The following is a 17049-nucleotide window of genomic DNA, read 5'->3' as shown; positions in this document are numbered from 1 at the left end:
TATGGATATCCATGATGCTTCAACTATTGAGCGTATGTCTATTTCGTGCTGATTTCGATAAATTTTCAAGTTCCTTAATAGTCTGCTATCTGCAATGTCTGTCCAGCGATTGAATCAATTGCCTATCGGAAACACCAGCATGAAAACAAGTTGTAACCAAAAAATGAAAGCCCATTCATTTAATAACAATGTATCGTTATATCAGTTGAAAGTCAAGGTCGAATTTTCTGAAAAATAAAGTTTCCTGTCACTTTTTATTCTTTTAAACAGGCATCTCATTAGGGTATACGACCACTTTTATACTAGACTTTTTGTCAACTCGTGCTGTTTCCATCGCCTCTTTCGCATCTTCAAGTTTGTACCGGTGTGTAATTAACTTATCCATATCAATAACACCGGAAGAGATGAAGTTAATGCCATCCGGATATGTATTGGCATACCGGAAGATACCGACAATATCCAGTTCATTGTCTGCAATCGCGGGGACATTCAAGCCAATCTCATCTTGTGGAGGAAGGCCGATTATCGCTAACTTCCCGCCTCTTCTAACAGCACTGAGAGCTGATTGCAATGCTTTTGGATTACCAGCTGTTTCAAACGCAACGTCTACGCCTTCTCCATTCGTAATCTCTTTTATTTCAGCCAAAACGTCTGTTTCCAGCACATTGATAGTATGTGTCGCACCTAACTCAGCTGCAGCCGCCAGCCTGTTTTTTTCCAAGTCAGTGACAATAATGTTTGTAGCACCATACGCTTTTGCTGCTCCTATCGCCGTTAAACCGACTGGTCCCATTCCCATAATCGCTACGGTAGATCCAGGTTTGAGGTCAGCTCTTTTTGCTGCATGCAAGCCGACAGAAAACGGTTCATTCAAAGCGGCCGCTTCATAGGAAACACTGTCGGGAATATGGAAGAGGAAATCTTCGCGATGTTTGATATACTGGACAAAAGCCCCATCTACTGGAGGTGTGGCCAGAAATTCGACTTGAGGGCAGAGATTGTATCTTCCCTCTTTACAATAGCTGCAAGTCCCACAGGTTACACCAGGTTCAATCGCAACCCGGTCTCCCTTTTGAAACTTAGTAACATTTTTACCGGTTTTAACAACCAATCCGGCGCATTCATGTCCAAGGATTAGGGGGCTTTCAACAACATAACGGCCAATTCTGCCATGTTCATAATAGTGTATATCCGAACCACAAATACCAATTGCCATAACTTTAACAAGTACTTCGTTTTCCGCAGGTTCTGGGACAGATAATTGCTTCAGTTCGATATCCATCGGCTCATTCAAAACAGCCGCTTTCATTGTTTCAGGTATGATTTGATTTTTGCCGACTGCGTTCCCCTTGGTCTCTTTCGTCATTACTACAACCCCTTCATAAATTGATCGAGTTCATGATTGAATTTGTTCGTTTCTTCCAAAAATAAACAATGACTGCTTTCTTCAAACGGGACCAATTTGGATCCCGGTATCTTCTTCTGAATATATTCGCCTGCTGCTACAGGAAAGAATTTGTCATCCCTGCCAAAGCAAATCAATGCCGGTACGTTGACATTGGAAAGTGTGCCCCGATAGTCAACGGCAGTTTGATTGAATACAATCGTGCTGGCAATAGAAGCGGGAAGTTTCATCATTTCTTCCAGGATCCATTCATATTCTTTTGGGGACGGTTTATCTTTAAACATTCCATAAATGAAATCACTATTGAACATTCGTTGGTCTTCTTGAATTTCCTGCATAACTACTTTGATCGTATCGAAGTTAAATGCGCCGAACTCCCAACCGTCCCAAAGATAATCTGAAGGCGATTGATCCACAATCACTACCCCATTGATATTATCCGTGCCAAACTGATTGATGAAGTCCCACGCCACAAAGGCTCCCATCGACCATCCGACAAGTACAACATCCTTCAACTCCAACTTTTCTATGAGCAGTTTTAAATCTCTGGCATAGTTGGCAACCGTATGGCCGTGGTTTACTTTGCTTGAATCCCCATGACCTCGTAAATCAAACGTAATGGTCCGATAGTTTTCTTTAAAATATGCAAATTGATGATAAAAGAATTTGCTGCTCATCATCACACCATGGATAAAAATGACCGGCTTCCCTTCGCCTTCGTCCTGGTAATAAAGCTTTGTTTCTGAATCAACATCAATGTAAGCCATCCACCTATCCCCTTTGCCCCAATAAATATGAACACCTTTATATTACTATACTTTTTGAAATGTGAAAATAATCAGTCTTTTGTTTGAGTGGCATTTAACTTGAATTAGCGATACAATAATATTCCAACTTGAATACATATATGGAAAATGTGTCAATTTTGATTTTTCACCGAGAGATTTGGGGAGATGACTAATATGAATCATGAGAAATATTTAAAACAAACCATTCAGTTAGCTGTCGAAAATGCACGCAATGATGGCGGGCCATTTGGAGCGCTGGTTGTAGATAAACAAGGAATCGTAGTTGGGACCGGACAAAATAAAGTTACATCTTCCAACGACCCGACAGCCCACGCCGAGATCCAGGCAATCAGGGAGGCATGTAATAAACTGGAGACTTTCCAATTGTCCGATTGCATTCTGTACACGAGTTGTGAACCTTGCCCCATGTGCCTCGGGGCGATTTATTGGGCAAGAGTCGAAAAGGTCTACTATGCTGCTGATCAAAAGTTGGCAGCTGCAGGAGGATTTGATGACCAGTTTATTTATGAAGAAATAAACAAAACCTACGAGCAACGAAAAATTCCATTTTATACAATCGATTTGTCAGAAAAGAATGCCCCATTTGAAGAATGGCTCAAACAGGATAACAAAGTAGAATACTAAACAAGGCCCTCCTTCTAGAGGGGGCCTTGTTTTATTTCCAATAACTCCATAAAATGGTCCACTTATTGTCATCCTTAGCAGCATATACATCCTGTACAATTTTAAAATTACCGTACTTTCCCTTATAGACCTGAGTAACCGTGACCTTAAAGACTTCTTCGAGAGGTTCTGACTCTTTTGCCATTCTCCAATTCTTCAACTTATCTACATCATCAATTGAATAAGCAAATGTTTCTACACCAAAATGATTCATAAAAACATGCGCGCGATCTTGAATATAATGACCCTTATCAAACTTTTCCTTCATTAAAGAATGGAACAAACCGTATGACTCAGCGAACATCCCTTCTTGTTCATAGCGATTAAAATCATCGACAACACGTCTTGCCTGATTGCCCGGCGAGAAAATAAAATAGACGAGGAAGATAATGACAAACGTTGCAATCCCAATTGAACCAAGCACGAATATCAGGGAATTATTTCTTTTCCGCACCTTCAACCGTCTCCTCTGAAAACCTATATAGACAGGTTATTCAAACAGGCGGTCAAATATTATTTTTCGTACAATTCTATTGGCAGACCGTCTGGATCTGGAAAAAAGGTGAATCTCTTAGACGTGTGGGGATCTTGTTTTACCGGCTCGGTATTCACCCCTCTTTCTTGGAGGTAGTCCTTCGCTTCATCTATATTGTTTACTTCAAATGCTAAGTGGCGAAGGCCTCTTGCTTCTGGATAACTGGGACGTTCAGGTGCAGCAGGGAAAGAAAAAAGTTCTAACAGATACTCTCCATTCAAAGCCAGATCAAGCTTGAATGATTCCTTTTCTTCCCGGTAGACTTCCTGAATGATTGAAAAGCCAAGAATGTCCACATAAAATTTTTTTGATTTTTCATAATCAGAACATATAACAGCTATATGGTGAACACGGTTGAATAACATCGATATTTCTCCTTCTAGGTTATTGGAATTGACACTATTAATATAACTTATACTTGGTCGCCTAAAAAGGAGGAAAAGAGATACTTCCATTTCTATCCAGATCAAAACCTTCCTATAGCAGACAATGCTTATCCCTGTTTCTGTTCGTCATATTGTTCTATAATTTCTAATTAAGAAGATATAGGGAATTTTTTCAAAAAAAGATTATGATGAGGTGAAAAGATGAAATACAGAGAACTAGGGAAAACAAATTTAGATGTTTCTGTCGTCGGTGTCGGTACTTGGCAATTTGGAGGAGAATGGGGAAAAGACTTCACCCAAAGAGAAGTCGACGAAATTCTCGACACGGCCGGCGAGGAAGGAATCAACTTGATTGATACCGCTGAATGCTATGGCGACCATCTTTCCGAGGCCTTCATCGGAGATTTCTTAAGCCGAAGAAATCGAGAAGATTGGATTGTAGCCACAAAGTTCGGTCATCACTTTCACTCGAATTTTGAAAGAACCAGACACTGGAGTGCTGATGAAGTGCTTAAACAGCTGGACTCCTCATTAAAAACCTTAAACACAGATTATATCGATGTTTATCAAGCCCATTCATGCAGTGACGAAGAATTTAATAATGATGATTTGTGGACCATGCTGGACAAGCAGGTTCAGGCCGGAAAAATCAGGCACCTTGGTATTTCCCTTAAAACAAATGATGAAGCATATCAAACATCGAAAGCTTCTGAAGTCAATGCAGAGGTAATTCAAGTGGTGTATAACCGGCTGGACCAGAAGCCAGAGGAAGAAATCTTCCCTTCCTGCCAGCAACAAAACCTTGGCGTTTTTTCAAGAGTCCCACTTGCAAGCGGATATCTAAGTGGTAAATACAAACCAGGTGCCACATTCGATAAAACCGATGTCCGATCCCGACATGATAAAGAAGAGACACTTCGAACCCTGAAGAAAATAGAGGAAATACAACAAACAGAAGTGCCAGAGGGAGTAGATATGGCTACCTGGGCACTTGCCTGGTGTTTAAAACAACCTGCCGTTACAAGCGTGATTCCAGGATGTAAGACACAAGAACAAGTCAGGGCAAATGCTCAAGCAGCGACTTTAGATGTTGTTTAAGCTGCCCACCGGGTAAAGAATATGACCCACTTTTCAAATGGAACCTGACAAAATCAGGTTCCATTTTACTATTACGAATATTACAGGAAGATTAAAGCACCAAACGCATAAATCCCCAATATTCTCCATTAACCCCAATGTTTTCAAGGCTTTTCCCATATTTTGCCTAGCTTGGTAAGTTAACAGACAGATTAAAGTAGTTTACAAAACTATTACATCCCTTCCCAACTGGAAAATCCGTGCTATACTGGGTTCAGTTCTCATCGAGAGACAAAATAATCCAAAAAACAACGTAACTCAGCTTTGTGACTTTATATAAAAATATTTCTTTACTCAACCAGTGGGGAATATCAACTTAAAAAATTTAGGAGTGAACGAATTGAGAAAGTCTAACAAAACGTTATTGTCGGTAGCAGCATCTGTGGTTATTGCATCAGCTTTTACAACAAGTGTGGAAGCTTCCTCCTACAAGGTAAAAAGCGGAGATACTTTATGGAGCATTTCTCAAAAATACAATACTAGTGTACAAAACTTACAATCTATTAATAATATATCTGGTACTATCATCTATCCAAACCAAGTAATTGAAACTGGAAGCGGCGAAAGCAGCAACAGCTCTAGTTCCAATGTTTCTTCTTCCAACACTAGCACATACAAAGTGAAATCTGGTGATACTCTGTGGGCTATCGGAAAAAAATACGGAACTTCTGTTAACACTCTAAAAAGCTTGAATGGTTTGTCTTCTGATTTGATTCGTGTTGGACAAACATTGAAGGTAAGCGGGTCTTCCAATCAAACTGCTTCTACAACTGCAAGCACACAATCCAGCTCTAAAAACGAGCAAGTAAAAAGTGCAACAGTAAGCAACTCTGGAAACACAGGATCAGCTATAGTAAATGAAGCGAAAAAGCATATCGGTACTCCGTATGTATGGGGCGGTTCCCAACCTGGTGGATTTGATTGCAGTGGATTTATTCATTATGTAAGTAAGCAAGCCGGAAACAGCTTTGGTCGTACTTCTGCGGCAAGCTTGTACAATCAATCTACTAAAGTCAGCAATCCACAGCCTGGAGACTTAGTATTCTTCAAAGGCACTTATAAAGCCGGAATTTCTCATGTAGGTTTCTACGCAGGTAACAACCAATTTGTTCATGCAGCTTCAAGTGGTGTTCAAATTACAAGCCTTGACAGCAACTACTGGAGCAGCCACTTTGCTGGTTACGGCCGCATGTAATAAAAAACGTTCACACAAACAGATCGGATTTATCCGGTCTGTTTTTTGTTTTATTTATTATACATATACCCCGACCGCAAAATAGAAAACCCCTATTTGCATTTTTTTTGAAAACTTTTTAAAGTTTTTTAGATTGTCACACGTCCCCTCTTTTTCGCAATATAGATAAACTGCTACACAACTTCAGTGTGACTTCCTACCATCCTTTTCCGATTGAATGCTAAACCGGCGCTGCGGAAAAATACTCGCTTTCCGTGGGGAACGCTTCAGCGTCCCCGGGAAAAGCGCCCTGCGGGGTCTTCAGACTGTTCCTTTCCCCCTGGAGTCTCGCTTTTTTCCGCAGCTTGGTATAATTTTTCTGATTAGGTGATAAGGGATCCTGGTATATGTCTAACAAGGTTCTCCCTAACAAAAATGGGAGGAAGAATACGGTGACCTTTGTGGAATAGCACTCCCTGCTTCCTCAAAATCCAAGACTTAAAAGACCTCCATACATTTACACCGTGAGCAGAAAATCGGACTTTATTTCAAGGAGTGCCGCATTTTTCCGCAAATATATATCTGATCATGTGATAAGTGATTTTAGAAGTATGTCTAACATGTGGTATTCCTTAACAAAACTTTCAGGAAGCACCTGACAGCGAAGTGTTCTGCAGCAGCGAGTACATGCGCTTAACAATCATCAGAATAACAGGAAATAAAATGTCACTATGTCGCAGTTTACCTCAAAAATAATATTTCTTATTTAATTGTGGAACGTAATTACCATTTAAACCTAAAATGCTTTCTTTAACCTCTCCTCCAGTAACGTTTTTCTGTTGTCTCGATAAAATATAGTAACTATATTTTGACGTTTTACGAATAATTCCCCAATTGTTGCAAACACCTAAATAAAACTGGATTGTGAGGTGAGACGATGGGTCTCTTTAGTGCGATCTCTGAATGGAAAGAAGCGAAATACCGTAAGCGAGTAAAAGAAATGGAAGAAGCGGGAAAATGTCCTGATTGCCGTGGGAGAGGATATAACACCCTTGTGAACGATTTTATTCCGGCAACCTATCATTGTACAGGTTGTGATGGCAGCGGAAGATTTGAAGACTGGAACAAAGCATGAGCCTATAAAAAACCGGCACACGTATGGTGAGCCGGCGAAATTATCTTATTTTCTTTTTTTGATCAAATAGTAAATAATATATATAGCTATTGCAATTGCTGCATAGATCATAAAAAATACAAGAAAACCCCAGAGCCCGATAAGTGCATCAGCAAGTTCCATGTTCCCTCTGTTCGTCACGGCCTGTTGCAGTTCTATCGCAAACACAAACACGACCATCACAGTGAATGTATAAATAAAAGCAAACAACGAAATACTCCACTTTATTTTCTCCACTATTTTAAAAGCAATATACACAAAGAAAAAGGTAATCATACCGATAATACCAATAATCCAAAAGTGCAATTGTTTATCGGTCATGTTAATGCCAAACGTATCCATTAGAATATCATGTGCATAATTCATGATATCAGCTATTAGAAATATGACTTCTCTCATTTTCTCCTCCTGATTTCTACCTGAAAACCCTGATAAATTTACTAAAATATAAATCTATATTTATTTTATCATCATGCTTCGATAATACAATGTTGCAAATACCATTTGAATTGACACATTTACTTCCATTTAAAGGGTTCCAGAACCAATTGATGCATGGTAAAATCTACTAAGCTAACTAAAAAGGAGTAAAATACAGCTTATGAAAATGATTACATCCTCCCTGCTATTCTTATCCATCTTTTCGGTATTTCTATTAATTCTACCAGGGGCTACATTTGCAAAGTCTGAAGATATAGTGGAAATTATCGCCATCTATAAGGACGAAGAAGGAAAACAACAGCTATTGGACAGAAGTATCCAAGTAGAGAATCAGTTTAGTAGCCTTGCTGCAGTTGCCAGCACGATATCCAAGGAAGATTTTGATTTCCTGAAAAACAGCCCGCATATATCATCCATTGAATTAAATTCTCCTATTCAAATTGCCGACAGCAACAATATGGTAGAGACTAATCTTGAGCAAGAGAACATAACAGAGGAAACTCAATGGAACATCAATCAAATCGGCGCCCCATTCGCTTGGGAAGAAGGCTTTACTGGAAAAGGAATAAATATCGGCGTGATTGATTCAGGTATTTCCCCACATAGCGATTTAAATATTGCCGGAGGAGTAGCGACCGTAGACTATACAACCGACTGGAATGATGACAACGGCCATGGTACTCATATCGCCGGTATAATTGGCGCTAAAAGAAACAACCGTGGTTTGGCCGGTGTATCACCTGATGCAAATCTATTTGCCATCAAAGCTCTTGATAATTTCGGGGAAGGTAGATTAACCGATTTATTAGAGGCTATAGACTGGTCAATCGAACACCGAATGGACATTATCAATTTATCATTAGGAACCTCTGTTAACAGTCCAAGTTTAGAACAACTTCTGACAAAAGCTAAAAATATGGGCATATTTATAGTAAGTGCTGCTGGCAATAATGGAACGGATGGATTAATTGAATATCCTGCTAATTATGAAAGTGTAATGGCCGTCTCCGCCACTGATGAATTTCTAAAGATAGCTCCCTTCTCTTCCACCGGGTCTGCCATCGAATTCTCTGCACCTGGAGTGAATATCGTTAGTACTTATCCTGATAATACATATGCAACTAGCAATGGCACTTCGCAAGCTACACCACATGTAACAGGAATGTTGGCAATATTAATGCAAAAATACGGGTCAATTACAAATCAAGAATTAGAAACGGAACTCAGTCACTATATAGAGGATCTGGGTCCTGCTGGAAGAGATAATAGTTATGGTTTTGGAATGCTTCATTATTATATGCCTGATACGACAGCACCTAAAGAAGTTAGAGAATTGATGGTCGAATCTGTAACGGAAAATTCCATTACCATCAAATGGATCAATCCAGAAGACAAAGATTTAGAAAGTGTCGAAATTAACATAAATGACAAGCATCTCATCACTATAGATGCATCAAAATCGGCTTCCTATACGGTAAATAATCTAGAAGAAGATAAAGAATACTATTTTCATTTACAAACAAAGGATAATGCCGGAAATTTATCAGCGGGAAGAAGCATCACTGCAAGGACAGCCTCGATTGTTGCTGATTCCTCTCAATCTATAGAGAACGAACAGCAAAATCCAGACAAACAAGCTGAGGAAAAGATGGACAATACAGATGAAAAGAACGAAAAAACCGAAACGCCAGTAAAAAGAAAAGAACCGGAAGCATCCCCTGAAAGCAGTAATATACCAGAAGATAAAAAGGAAGTAACTCCTAAAGAACACGAAAAAGAAGTAGAAAATAAAAATAGTAATGAAGCTCAAAACAACAGGGAAAAGGACGTACAAGAAGGGGAAGAAGAGGAAAAGATTTTTAAGACACTTAACAACTCCACCAACGTTCATCCGCATCCTGAAAACATAGGTGGTTTAGAGCCAATTAAAAGCACTGGTAATTCTCTAACCTTTTTAAAAGAAATTTTGCCATATAGAGAAATCAGCGGGGAGAATAGAATGATCGCTCCCAAAGCAAACCAGATAGAAAGTAAAGCCAAACTAAATGAGCAGACGTTTATTCAGAAATCATTCAGTAAGTTAAACAATCTTTTTGAACTATGGAAGATTGCAATCGACGGTCTTATTAAATTTTTTGTTTTCTAAGATATAATATGGATCCGCATTATTAAGCAGTCAAGCCTATCGAAACTTGACTGCTTATCTCTTTTACTGTGCAGCATTTGCGTTTACTATTCGCTCTGCCAATCCAGAAAAATCTTCACTGTTGAAATCATAGTCATCCAACTGATTCCGAGAGATAAATATAGCCAGCGTTTCATAGTTGTTATTAGATGCAACTAATTCAAAATAAGAAGAACGCCTGTGCGCTTCCTCTTTCTCATCCAAGTTAGTATAGTCCTTTATATCATTTACGGTGAGTAAACCTTTTGGAAAAATGAGGTCGATTCTCAACCTTTTTTCTCCAGCATGTATTTTGCCGAACCGCTTAGATCTCTCTCTGTACTTTATCTTATTAGGGCTTTCTATGAAGTACGTATGTTTTTCTCTATTTATGAGTTTCACTTCGCATTTTTTTGTTTCTTCCAATAGAGTAATTAGTTCATTTACTTTTTTGTACATGGATAATTTCCTTTCTTCATTGTATATTTAAAGAGGTTACAGTTATTATCTTTTGGTATATCTGCGAACTAACTTTATTTCTTCCATCCTCTTCAGAATGTGTGTTAGTTCAGCGTTTCGGAAAAATACTCACTCCCGCAGGGAATGTCTCAACATTTCCTTACTTCGTTGCCTCTTAATAAACTGCAATGCGGCCTTTTATGTAAGTCTGCCCATTCACTGAATTCTGATAACAATTCCCTTTCTATAAAGCAATCAAACAAGAACGGAATTGGTTATTTATCTCCTATCAAGTTCTAAATCAGTCTTGTCGTAGATAACTATCAATAATAAGAAGAGGGTGGTTGCGTGAAACAGGATAGATCATTTGGAAAGGGTTGTCTCTGGGGTACGATTATTTCTCTGGGGATATGGTTTATTATTTTTTGGTTGATCCGGGCAGCGCTATAAAAATCCCTTACACATGGTGTAAGGGATTTTTATGTATTGTATTATTCTGTTTTTTCTTTCACTGTATCCTGTTCGGGAGTTGGACTGGATTCAGGTTCCGGCCCTGGCTGAGGAGCAGTATCTGTGTCTGATTCCGGCTCTGATTCAGGCTCTGGTTCAGGCTCTGGGTCCGGTTTCGGGTCCGGTTTGGATTCCGGCTTTGGTTTTGGCTTTTGTTCCTGTTGTGAATCTGTTTCCTGTCCTGGGCGTGGCTCTGGATCCGGCTCAGGCTCAGGGCTGGAGTCAACAGCCGGCTTCTCCTGCTCTGTTTTCCCCCCGGAATCTTCCTCAGCTTCTGACCCCTTGTTACTATTGCCTGATTTGTTCTCTTTTTCATTGGATGAAGCGACAGTACTTTCATTACCTTCATCGGTACTCGTTCGGGAATAATCACGATATGTTTGGGTGGAACTATTGTTTGAACGGTCTCTCTCTGTCGCAACAGCCTCTACTTGATCTTCATCCTCTACAACAGTTTCGATCACGGCTTCCTCAGTAGAAGTAGTGATGATTTCTCCATTTATCTCAAGGGATGTGCCCAGCTTGGTCTCTTCCAAACTTCCTTCCTCTTCCCCCAATGCTTTTTCCTTTACTACAAGCAGTTCACGATCAGTCATTTCCTTTAACACATGTTTTTTCGAAAATTTCACGGAAGCAACCGCTGATTGTGTATTGAATACAGTTTTTCCTTCCATAAAACTTTTGCCAATGAAAAAGCCCCCGGCTCCTAATGAGATTACAAGCATGATCGTTGATATAATGGCAGCCGCTTCTTTACTAACTTGCACGGTAACACTCCTTCCCTGGAAAATCTCTTTCAAAATTTGTCACCATCAGATTTACAAAAGAAGAAGAGCCTGTGAATGGGTATCTTATGATGGAATCACAGGCTCTCTAAGTTTGAAATTAAGATTTAACTTTTTTAATCATGTTGTGCACTTTTTCCACTTCGTCCTCGGAAACGACTAGGTAATAAATGTCCTGTCCACTGGAATTTGTGATATAAGTTCCTTGGCCTTGCATTTGATAACTAACGAAGTTCTTCCTCGTATTGTTATAATTTTTCAGAAGGTTCTGCATATCACTGAAATCCATGTTTGTTTTCATGTTGTTGCCCAGGACATCGATCATATCATCTACTTTGTTAACAGAAGCAATGCTCGCCCCTTTATCGACGATCGCTTGAATCACCTGGCGCTGACGTTTCGTCCTGCCAAAGTCGCCATCCGGGTCTTGATACCTCATCCGGACGTATCCCATTGTCTGGGGCCCGTTAAGTTCTAATTCCCCTTTAGCATAGTGAAAGCCTTTTTCGTAATAGCCTTTATCTACCCAGTCAAGCTCATTGGTTAGCGTGATTCCTCCGACTGCGTCTACCATGTCGGATAGTCCTTCCATATTCATGGTCACATAATAATCCAACTCTATATCCAAAAGGTTTTCCACCGTATTGATCGACATGTCTGTGCCCCCAAAGGCATAAGCATGGTTGATTTTATCATCAAAGCCTTTACCAACAATCTCGGTACGCGTGTCACGTGGAATACTCACCAGCTGCATGCCGTCATTTTTCGGGTCTAGTGATAAAACCATCAATGCATCAGACCTGCCAGCATCATCAGCCCTCTGGTCAACACCGAGAAGGAGAATGTTCAATGGGTCCTGGTCCTTAACTTTCTTTTTACCTACTGTCGTATCGATTGCCTGTACAGGCTCATGTATCTTTTTTTCGACTGTTTGTTTTGCATTATGATAGATTGAATATCCGTAGGCACCTACTCCCAATACCAATACTAAAACAATTGCTAAAGATATTTTCCACCATTTTCCAGACTTCCGCTTTTTCGTTGACATTCTGCTTTCTGCCAATCCCAACACCTCGTTTTCCCCTGTTTCTATAAACTCGTCTATTAAGTTATTATACTATAACATTGTAAATTTTTGTCTGAAATATTACAATGCTTTTTCTGAAAATGATTGGTATGAAACGATATTTCCCAGGAAATAGATAAGAATTGTCGAAGAGAGGGAGAATTTGACGGTGAAGTCTGTTTAAATACATTCCTGAATGTATAAAATTTAAAGCCGGTACTTTCTAATGAAAATACCGGCTTTTTGCTTATTTCTGCCCTCGGAGAATATTCCCCGCCAATGCATACAATACGATAGTACTTGCTAAATGGGAAGAAAAGTCATTTGGATCCTGTCTCGGATAAATCTCAACTAGATCCATTCCTCTAACACCGAGTTTGCAAAACTCGTGCACAAGTTCGACCAGCTCATAGGAAGTAAGGCCATTTCCATCAACGGGCCCTCCTGGGTTGAAAGCGAAATCCAAGACATCACTGCATATACTCAGATATACCGCTTCCGTCCCCTCGCTTGCTATGTCGTATGCTTTTTTCGCCATGCCTGCCAGGCTGTCGCACTGCCTGATTTCCCTTGAAGTAATAGTCGTCGCTCCTACTTCGCTTGCATATTTTCCGGTTTCTGGTTTGTTTCTGGGGCCATGAATTCCCATATGGACAATGCTTTCGCTCCGGATATTCCCATCTTCATACATCCGCGCGAATGGTGTACTTCTCGCATATAGATCTCCTTCATGGTCCGGCATGTTATCATAATGAGCGTCCAGATGGATAATTCCCACTTTGCCGTCCAGTTGTTTTCCTAACGCTTTTACAATTGGATAGGTAATACCGTGATCTCCACCAAAGGCAACTGGAAAAGTATTGGTTTTCCAAACATTGCTTGAGAAGTTTTCAATCCTGTTCATGGTTTCTTCTGAATCTGCAGGCACCACATCCACATCTCCGAGATCACCCAACGTATAGTGACTCAACACATCAATATGGTTCAGTTCTGGCAAGTAACCGGAGTATCTGGCCGAACTAAGCCTGATCACCTTAGGCCCCATCTCGGCTCCTGTGTAATCACCCCATGTAACCGCCCCTTCCCATGGGACTCCATATATAAGCACATCTTTATCTTTTATACTCTCGTCTTTAAAAGAGACCTTGCTCCCTCCCAGAAAGCACGGGGTGTTTCCGTATATCTTTTCCTCGCCCATTCGTTTCTCACTCCTTTTGAATAATTAATATCTATTTAACCTTTATTACTTTGTCATACTCTTCTTTTATTTCCTCTGAAGGACCGCTGCCAATTAAACTTACCAGGATAATTGCGATACTGGAAAACACAAATCCAGGAACCATTTCATATAAATCCGAACCTGTATTTCCCCAAAGGAAAATTGTCAGACCCCCGACTATGATTCCTGTCAGGATACCATTTCGAGATGTCCTTCTCCAAAAAAGCGAGAACAATATGGCAGGCCCGAATGTAGCCCCGAACCCGGCCCAGGCATAAGAGACAAGATCCAGAACAGAGTTGTTTTCATTCCAAGCCAGCATTAAAGCAATAACAGCAATCAATAGAACCGCAAGACGACCTACCCAAACAAGCTCTTTCTCAGTCGCTTCTTTCCTCAAATATTTCCTATAGAAATCTTCGGATAGTGCACTGGAGGAAACAAGCAGCTGAGAATCAACTGTGCTCATGATAGCTGCCAAAACAGCAGCTAACAGAAATCCGGCAATCCACGGATTATACACCACTTGCACAAGCTGTATGAACACTTGTTCAGGGTCATCCAATGGCTGGTCAAACGTCACAATTCCGAGCATACCAACAATCAATGCACCATAAAGCGGAATGACAAGTCCCATGCTGACGCTGATCAATCTTGCTTTGCGGACTTCTTTGTGGGATCGTATTGCCATAAATCTGGCAAGGATATGGGGTTGTCCGAAGTAACCAAGCCCCCACGCAAGTGCGGAAATGATTCCTACAATTCCGATTGAGCCGGCAGCTTCCCAGAAAACTCCATCCCCTGCACTATAAGAGGTAGCCTGGAATGCATCTAGCAAACTTGTATTAATAGAACCCAGTTGATTGAATAATTCCCCAAATCCACCAACCTGGATAATTCCTATTAACGAAGTGAACAAAAGGGCTAAAAACATCAAGAAACCTTGAATGAAATCAGTGTAGCTAACAGCAAGGAACCCACCCAAAAATGTATATGCCACAATAATGACAGCACCTACTATTAGTGCGAGGTGATAATCGATTTCAAATGTTCCCTGAAAAAGTTTTGCACCGGCGACAAGACCGGATGCCGTATAAAACAGGAAGAATGCCAAAATAAATAATGCCGAGATAACTCTTAACAAATTAGTTCTGTCCCGGTACCTATTTTCAAAAAACTCCGGTAACGTAATCGAATCTTTGGAGAATTCGGTATAGATACGAAGCCTTTTGGCTACATACTGCCAGTTAATCATGGCACCGATGGCAAGGCCGACAGCGATCCATAAACTCCATTGTCCGAATCCTGCTGCGTACGCGGCCCCGGGCAACCCGATCAATAACCAGCCACTAAAGTCGCTTGCAGCCGCGGAAAATGCTGTGACCCAGCTATTCAAGCGCCTCCCGCCAAGTACATAATCGGACAATGTGTTTGTCATTCTATATGTAATAATGCCGATGGTGATCATGACTGCCAAATAAACAATAAAGGTGATTAAAGTTGCATTCATTGCTCTTCATCCTTCCTCTCTGTAAAAAAAGTAATTACAGCCCATACAATCAACAGGGGCATCGGTACAACGAACCAGAACATCGTCCAACCTGTTAATGCATATTCCTCCATGCAGTGCCCTCCTTTATTTCGAAGATTTTCAAGCCTAGTTACCGCTTACCCTTTCTTACATGGAACATTAGAAATAATAATAAGCATTAAATTCCGAATGTTCTGTATATTGAAAATATATTATTATGATGCATTATGTCAAACATGTTGAGCAGAAATACCTATCCAATACTTTACAGGGAAAAGAAAATTGTGTTTCTACCAACCTTGTTTTTATACTATAATTGGGAGGTTATTATTTAAAAGCGAAGGAGGAAAAATCGTGAAAATTAAATTCAACTTAATTACACAAATATTCATTGCATTTATCGTAGCTATCGCACTTGGAATTATATTCGGCGATTCCATTAGTATATTGGCACCACTAGGAGATTTGTTCCTGCGCTTGATTAAATTCATCATCACTCCGCTGATCCTTTCCACATTAGTGGTTGGTGTTGCAAGTTCCGGGGATCCCAAACAATTAGGCAGGATGGGTTTGAAGACAGTCTTCTACTACCTGCTTACGACAGCGGTCGCAATCATCATCGGTCTATCCGTCGCTTTCCTCATTTCTCCCGGGGAGGGTGTGGATGTTTCGGTTAATGAAAGTGAGCAAGCTGCTGCAGCCGATACCGAGTCACAAAGTGTTGTCGAAACCTTCTTGAATATCATACCGGAAAATCCATTTGATGCATTGGCCAGTGGAAACATCCTGCAAATTATATTTTTTGCTATCTTCATTGGTTTGGCGATTACATTTGTCGGAAAAAAAGCACAGCCTGTCTATGAATTTTTCGACGGATTTGCAGAGATTATGTACAAGATAACGGCAATCATCATGTACACAGCGCCGATTGGTATAATCGGACTTGTTGCGCCTGTAATCGGGGAATATGGATTGTCCGTCCTGCTGCCACTTATAAAGGTAATCCTTGCTGTGGTTATCGCCTGTCTAGTACATGCCGGGATTGTTTATTCTTCTGCAGTGAAAATATACGGAAAAATTAATCCAATCAAATTTTTCAAAGGGATTTCACCTGCAGCTTTAGTGGCTTTCAGTACTGCCAGCAGTGCAGGAACACTCCCTGTCACTCTTAAGAACACTCAAGAAAACCTTGGTGTCTCGACGAAAGTGAGCAGCTTCGTCTTGCCTTTGGGTGCAACGATCAATATGGATGGAACAGCTATTTATCAGGGGGTTGCAGTGGTATTTATCGCTCAATTCTACGGCCTCGACTTATCTTTCCTTCAATTATTGACAGTCGTTTTGACAACTGTCCTTGCCTCCATTGGTACGGCTGGCGTTCCAGGGGCCGGTCTAATCATGCTTACCATGGTATTAAGCTCTGTCAACATGCCTTTGGAAGGTATTGCTTTAATCGCTGGTGTCGATAGAATACTGGATATGTTCAGAACCACTCTCAACGTGGTGGGAGATGCATCGGCGACAGTAGTGGTCGGTGGGTCTGAAAAAGAATTGAAGAAATAATGATAAAAAAATTCCTGTTTTTTACGGG

Annotated in this window: 16 protein-coding genes; 6 read left to right on the top strand and 10 right to left on the bottom strand. The window is 40.4% G+C overall.

From position 1 onward, the window contains the following. Window positions 1-262 precede the first annotated feature (262 nt). Entirely contained in the window at window positions 263-1366 is a 1104-nt protein-coding gene (locus tag CZ434_RS19540; RefSeq protein WP_077624656.1) for an NAD(P)-dependent alcohol dehydrogenase, read from the bottom strand. 2 nt (window positions 1367-1368) lie between these two features. Next, window positions 1369-2172 (bottom strand): alpha/beta fold hydrolase, encoded by an 804-nt coding sequence (locus tag CZ434_RS19535; RefSeq protein ID WP_077624655.1) that lies wholly within the window; start codon window positions 2170-2172, stop codon window positions 1369-1371. Window positions 2173-2367: 195 nt separating this feature from the next. Between CZ434_RS19535 and CZ434_RS19530 the strand changes: the two genes are divergently transcribed. Next, the gene (locus CZ434_RS19530; RefSeq protein ID WP_077624654.1) at window positions 2368-2838 is read left to right on the top strand and encodes a nucleoside deaminase; all 471 of its coding nucleotides are present in this window, start codon (window positions 2368-2370) and stop codon (window positions 2836-2838) included. Window positions 2839-2869: 31 nt separating this feature from the next. Here the strand turns inward: CZ434_RS19530 and CZ434_RS19525 are convergent, their stop codons facing one another. Together CZ434_RS19525 and gloA2 are read right to left on the bottom strand one after the other, a co-directional pair. Continuing rightward, window positions 2870-3331: a hypothetical protein gene (locus CZ434_RS19525; protein WP_077624653.1), complete on the bottom strand. Its 462-nt coding sequence runs from the start codon at window positions 3329-3331 to the stop codon at window positions 2870-2872. A 59-nt stretch (window positions 3332-3390) separates the two neighbouring features. Beyond that, window positions 3391-3777, bottom strand: coding sequence for an SMU1112c/YaeR family gloxylase I-like metalloprotein (gloA2, locus tag CZ434_RS19520; protein WP_077624652.1), 387 nt, complete (start codon window positions 3775-3777; stop codon window positions 3391-3393). A 222-nt stretch (window positions 3778-3999) separates the two neighbouring features. Between gloA2 and CZ434_RS19515 the strand changes: the two genes are divergently transcribed. From CZ434_RS19515 to CZ434_RS19505, 3 genes are all read left to right on the top strand, one after another. Further along, on the top strand, window positions 4000-4896 hold the full coding sequence (locus CZ434_RS19515; RefSeq protein ID WP_077624651.1) for an aldo/keto reductase: 897 nt from the start codon (window positions 4000-4002) through the stop codon (window positions 4894-4896). Window positions 4897-5275: 379 nt separating this feature from the next. Then, entirely contained in the window at window positions 5276-6130 is an 855-nt protein-coding gene (locus CZ434_RS19510; RefSeq protein ID WP_077624650.1) for a C40 family peptidase, read from the top strand. A 916-nt stretch (window positions 6131-7046) separates the two neighbouring features. After that, window positions 7047-7244, top strand: coding sequence for a hypothetical protein (locus CZ434_RS19505; RefSeq protein ID WP_077624649.1), 198 nt, complete (start codon window positions 7047-7049; stop codon window positions 7242-7244). A 45-nt stretch (window positions 7245-7289) separates the two neighbouring features. On the opposite strand, the gene CZ434_RS19500 is transcribed toward CZ434_RS19505, so the two are convergent. After that, window positions 7290-7682: a hypothetical protein gene (locus CZ434_RS19500; protein ID WP_077624648.1), complete on the bottom strand. Its 393-nt coding sequence runs from the start codon at window positions 7680-7682 to the stop codon at window positions 7290-7292. Window positions 7683-7884: 202 nt separating this feature from the next. Between CZ434_RS19500 and CZ434_RS19495 the strand changes: the two genes are divergently transcribed. Beyond that, entirely contained in the window at window positions 7885-9870 is a 1986-nt protein-coding gene (locus CZ434_RS19495) for a S8 family serine peptidase (RefSeq protein WP_077624647.1), read from the top strand. 63 nt (window positions 9871-9933) lie between these two features. Here the strand turns inward: CZ434_RS19495 and CZ434_RS19490 are convergent, their stop codons facing one another. The 5 genes from CZ434_RS19490 to putP all read right to left on the bottom strand — a co-directional run bounded on the left by CZ434_RS19490 (window position 9934) and on the right by putP (window position 15437). Continuing rightward, entirely contained in the window at window positions 9934-10347 is a 414-nt protein-coding gene (locus tag CZ434_RS19490; protein ID WP_077624646.1) for a hypothetical protein, read from the bottom strand. 491 nt (window positions 10348-10838) lie between these two features. After that, complete coding sequence (locus tag CZ434_RS22325; RefSeq protein ID WP_077624645.1) at window positions 10839-11624, bottom strand: hypothetical protein; 786 nt, start codon at window positions 11622-11624, stop codon at window positions 10839-10841. Window positions 11625-11742: 118 nt separating this feature from the next. Continuing rightward, complete coding sequence (locus CZ434_RS19480) at window positions 11743-12705, bottom strand: LCP family glycopolymer transferase (protein WP_425442083.1); 963 nt, start codon at window positions 12703-12705, stop codon at window positions 11743-11745. 250 nt (window positions 12706-12955) lie between these two features. Continuing rightward, window positions 12956-13906: an agmatinase family protein gene (locus CZ434_RS19475; RefSeq protein ID WP_077624644.1), complete on the bottom strand. Its 951-nt coding sequence runs from the start codon at window positions 13904-13906 to the stop codon at window positions 12956-12958. A 31-nt stretch (window positions 13907-13937) separates the two neighbouring features. Next, complete coding sequence (gene putP, locus CZ434_RS19470) at window positions 13938-15437, bottom strand: sodium/proline symporter PutP (protein WP_077624643.1); 1500 nt, start codon at window positions 15435-15437, stop codon at window positions 13938-13940. 381 nt (window positions 15438-15818) lie between these two features. Here putP and CZ434_RS19465 point away from each other — a divergent pair, with 381 nt between their 5' ends. After that, window positions 15819-17021, top strand: a complete 1203-nt coding sequence (locus CZ434_RS19465) for a dicarboxylate/amino acid:cation symporter (protein ID WP_077625272.1) — start codon at window positions 15819-15821, stop codon at window positions 17019-17021. The last annotated feature ends 28 nt before the right edge of the window (window positions 17022-17049 follow it).

Source organism: Sediminibacillus massiliensis (assembly GCF_900156915.1).
Lineage (GTDB): Bacteria > Bacillota > Bacilli > Bacillales > Amphibacillaceae > Sediminibacillus_A > Sediminibacillus_A massiliensis.
Note: the sequence above shows the minus strand (reverse complement) of the source record. Positions and strands in the feature narration are given on the sequence as shown.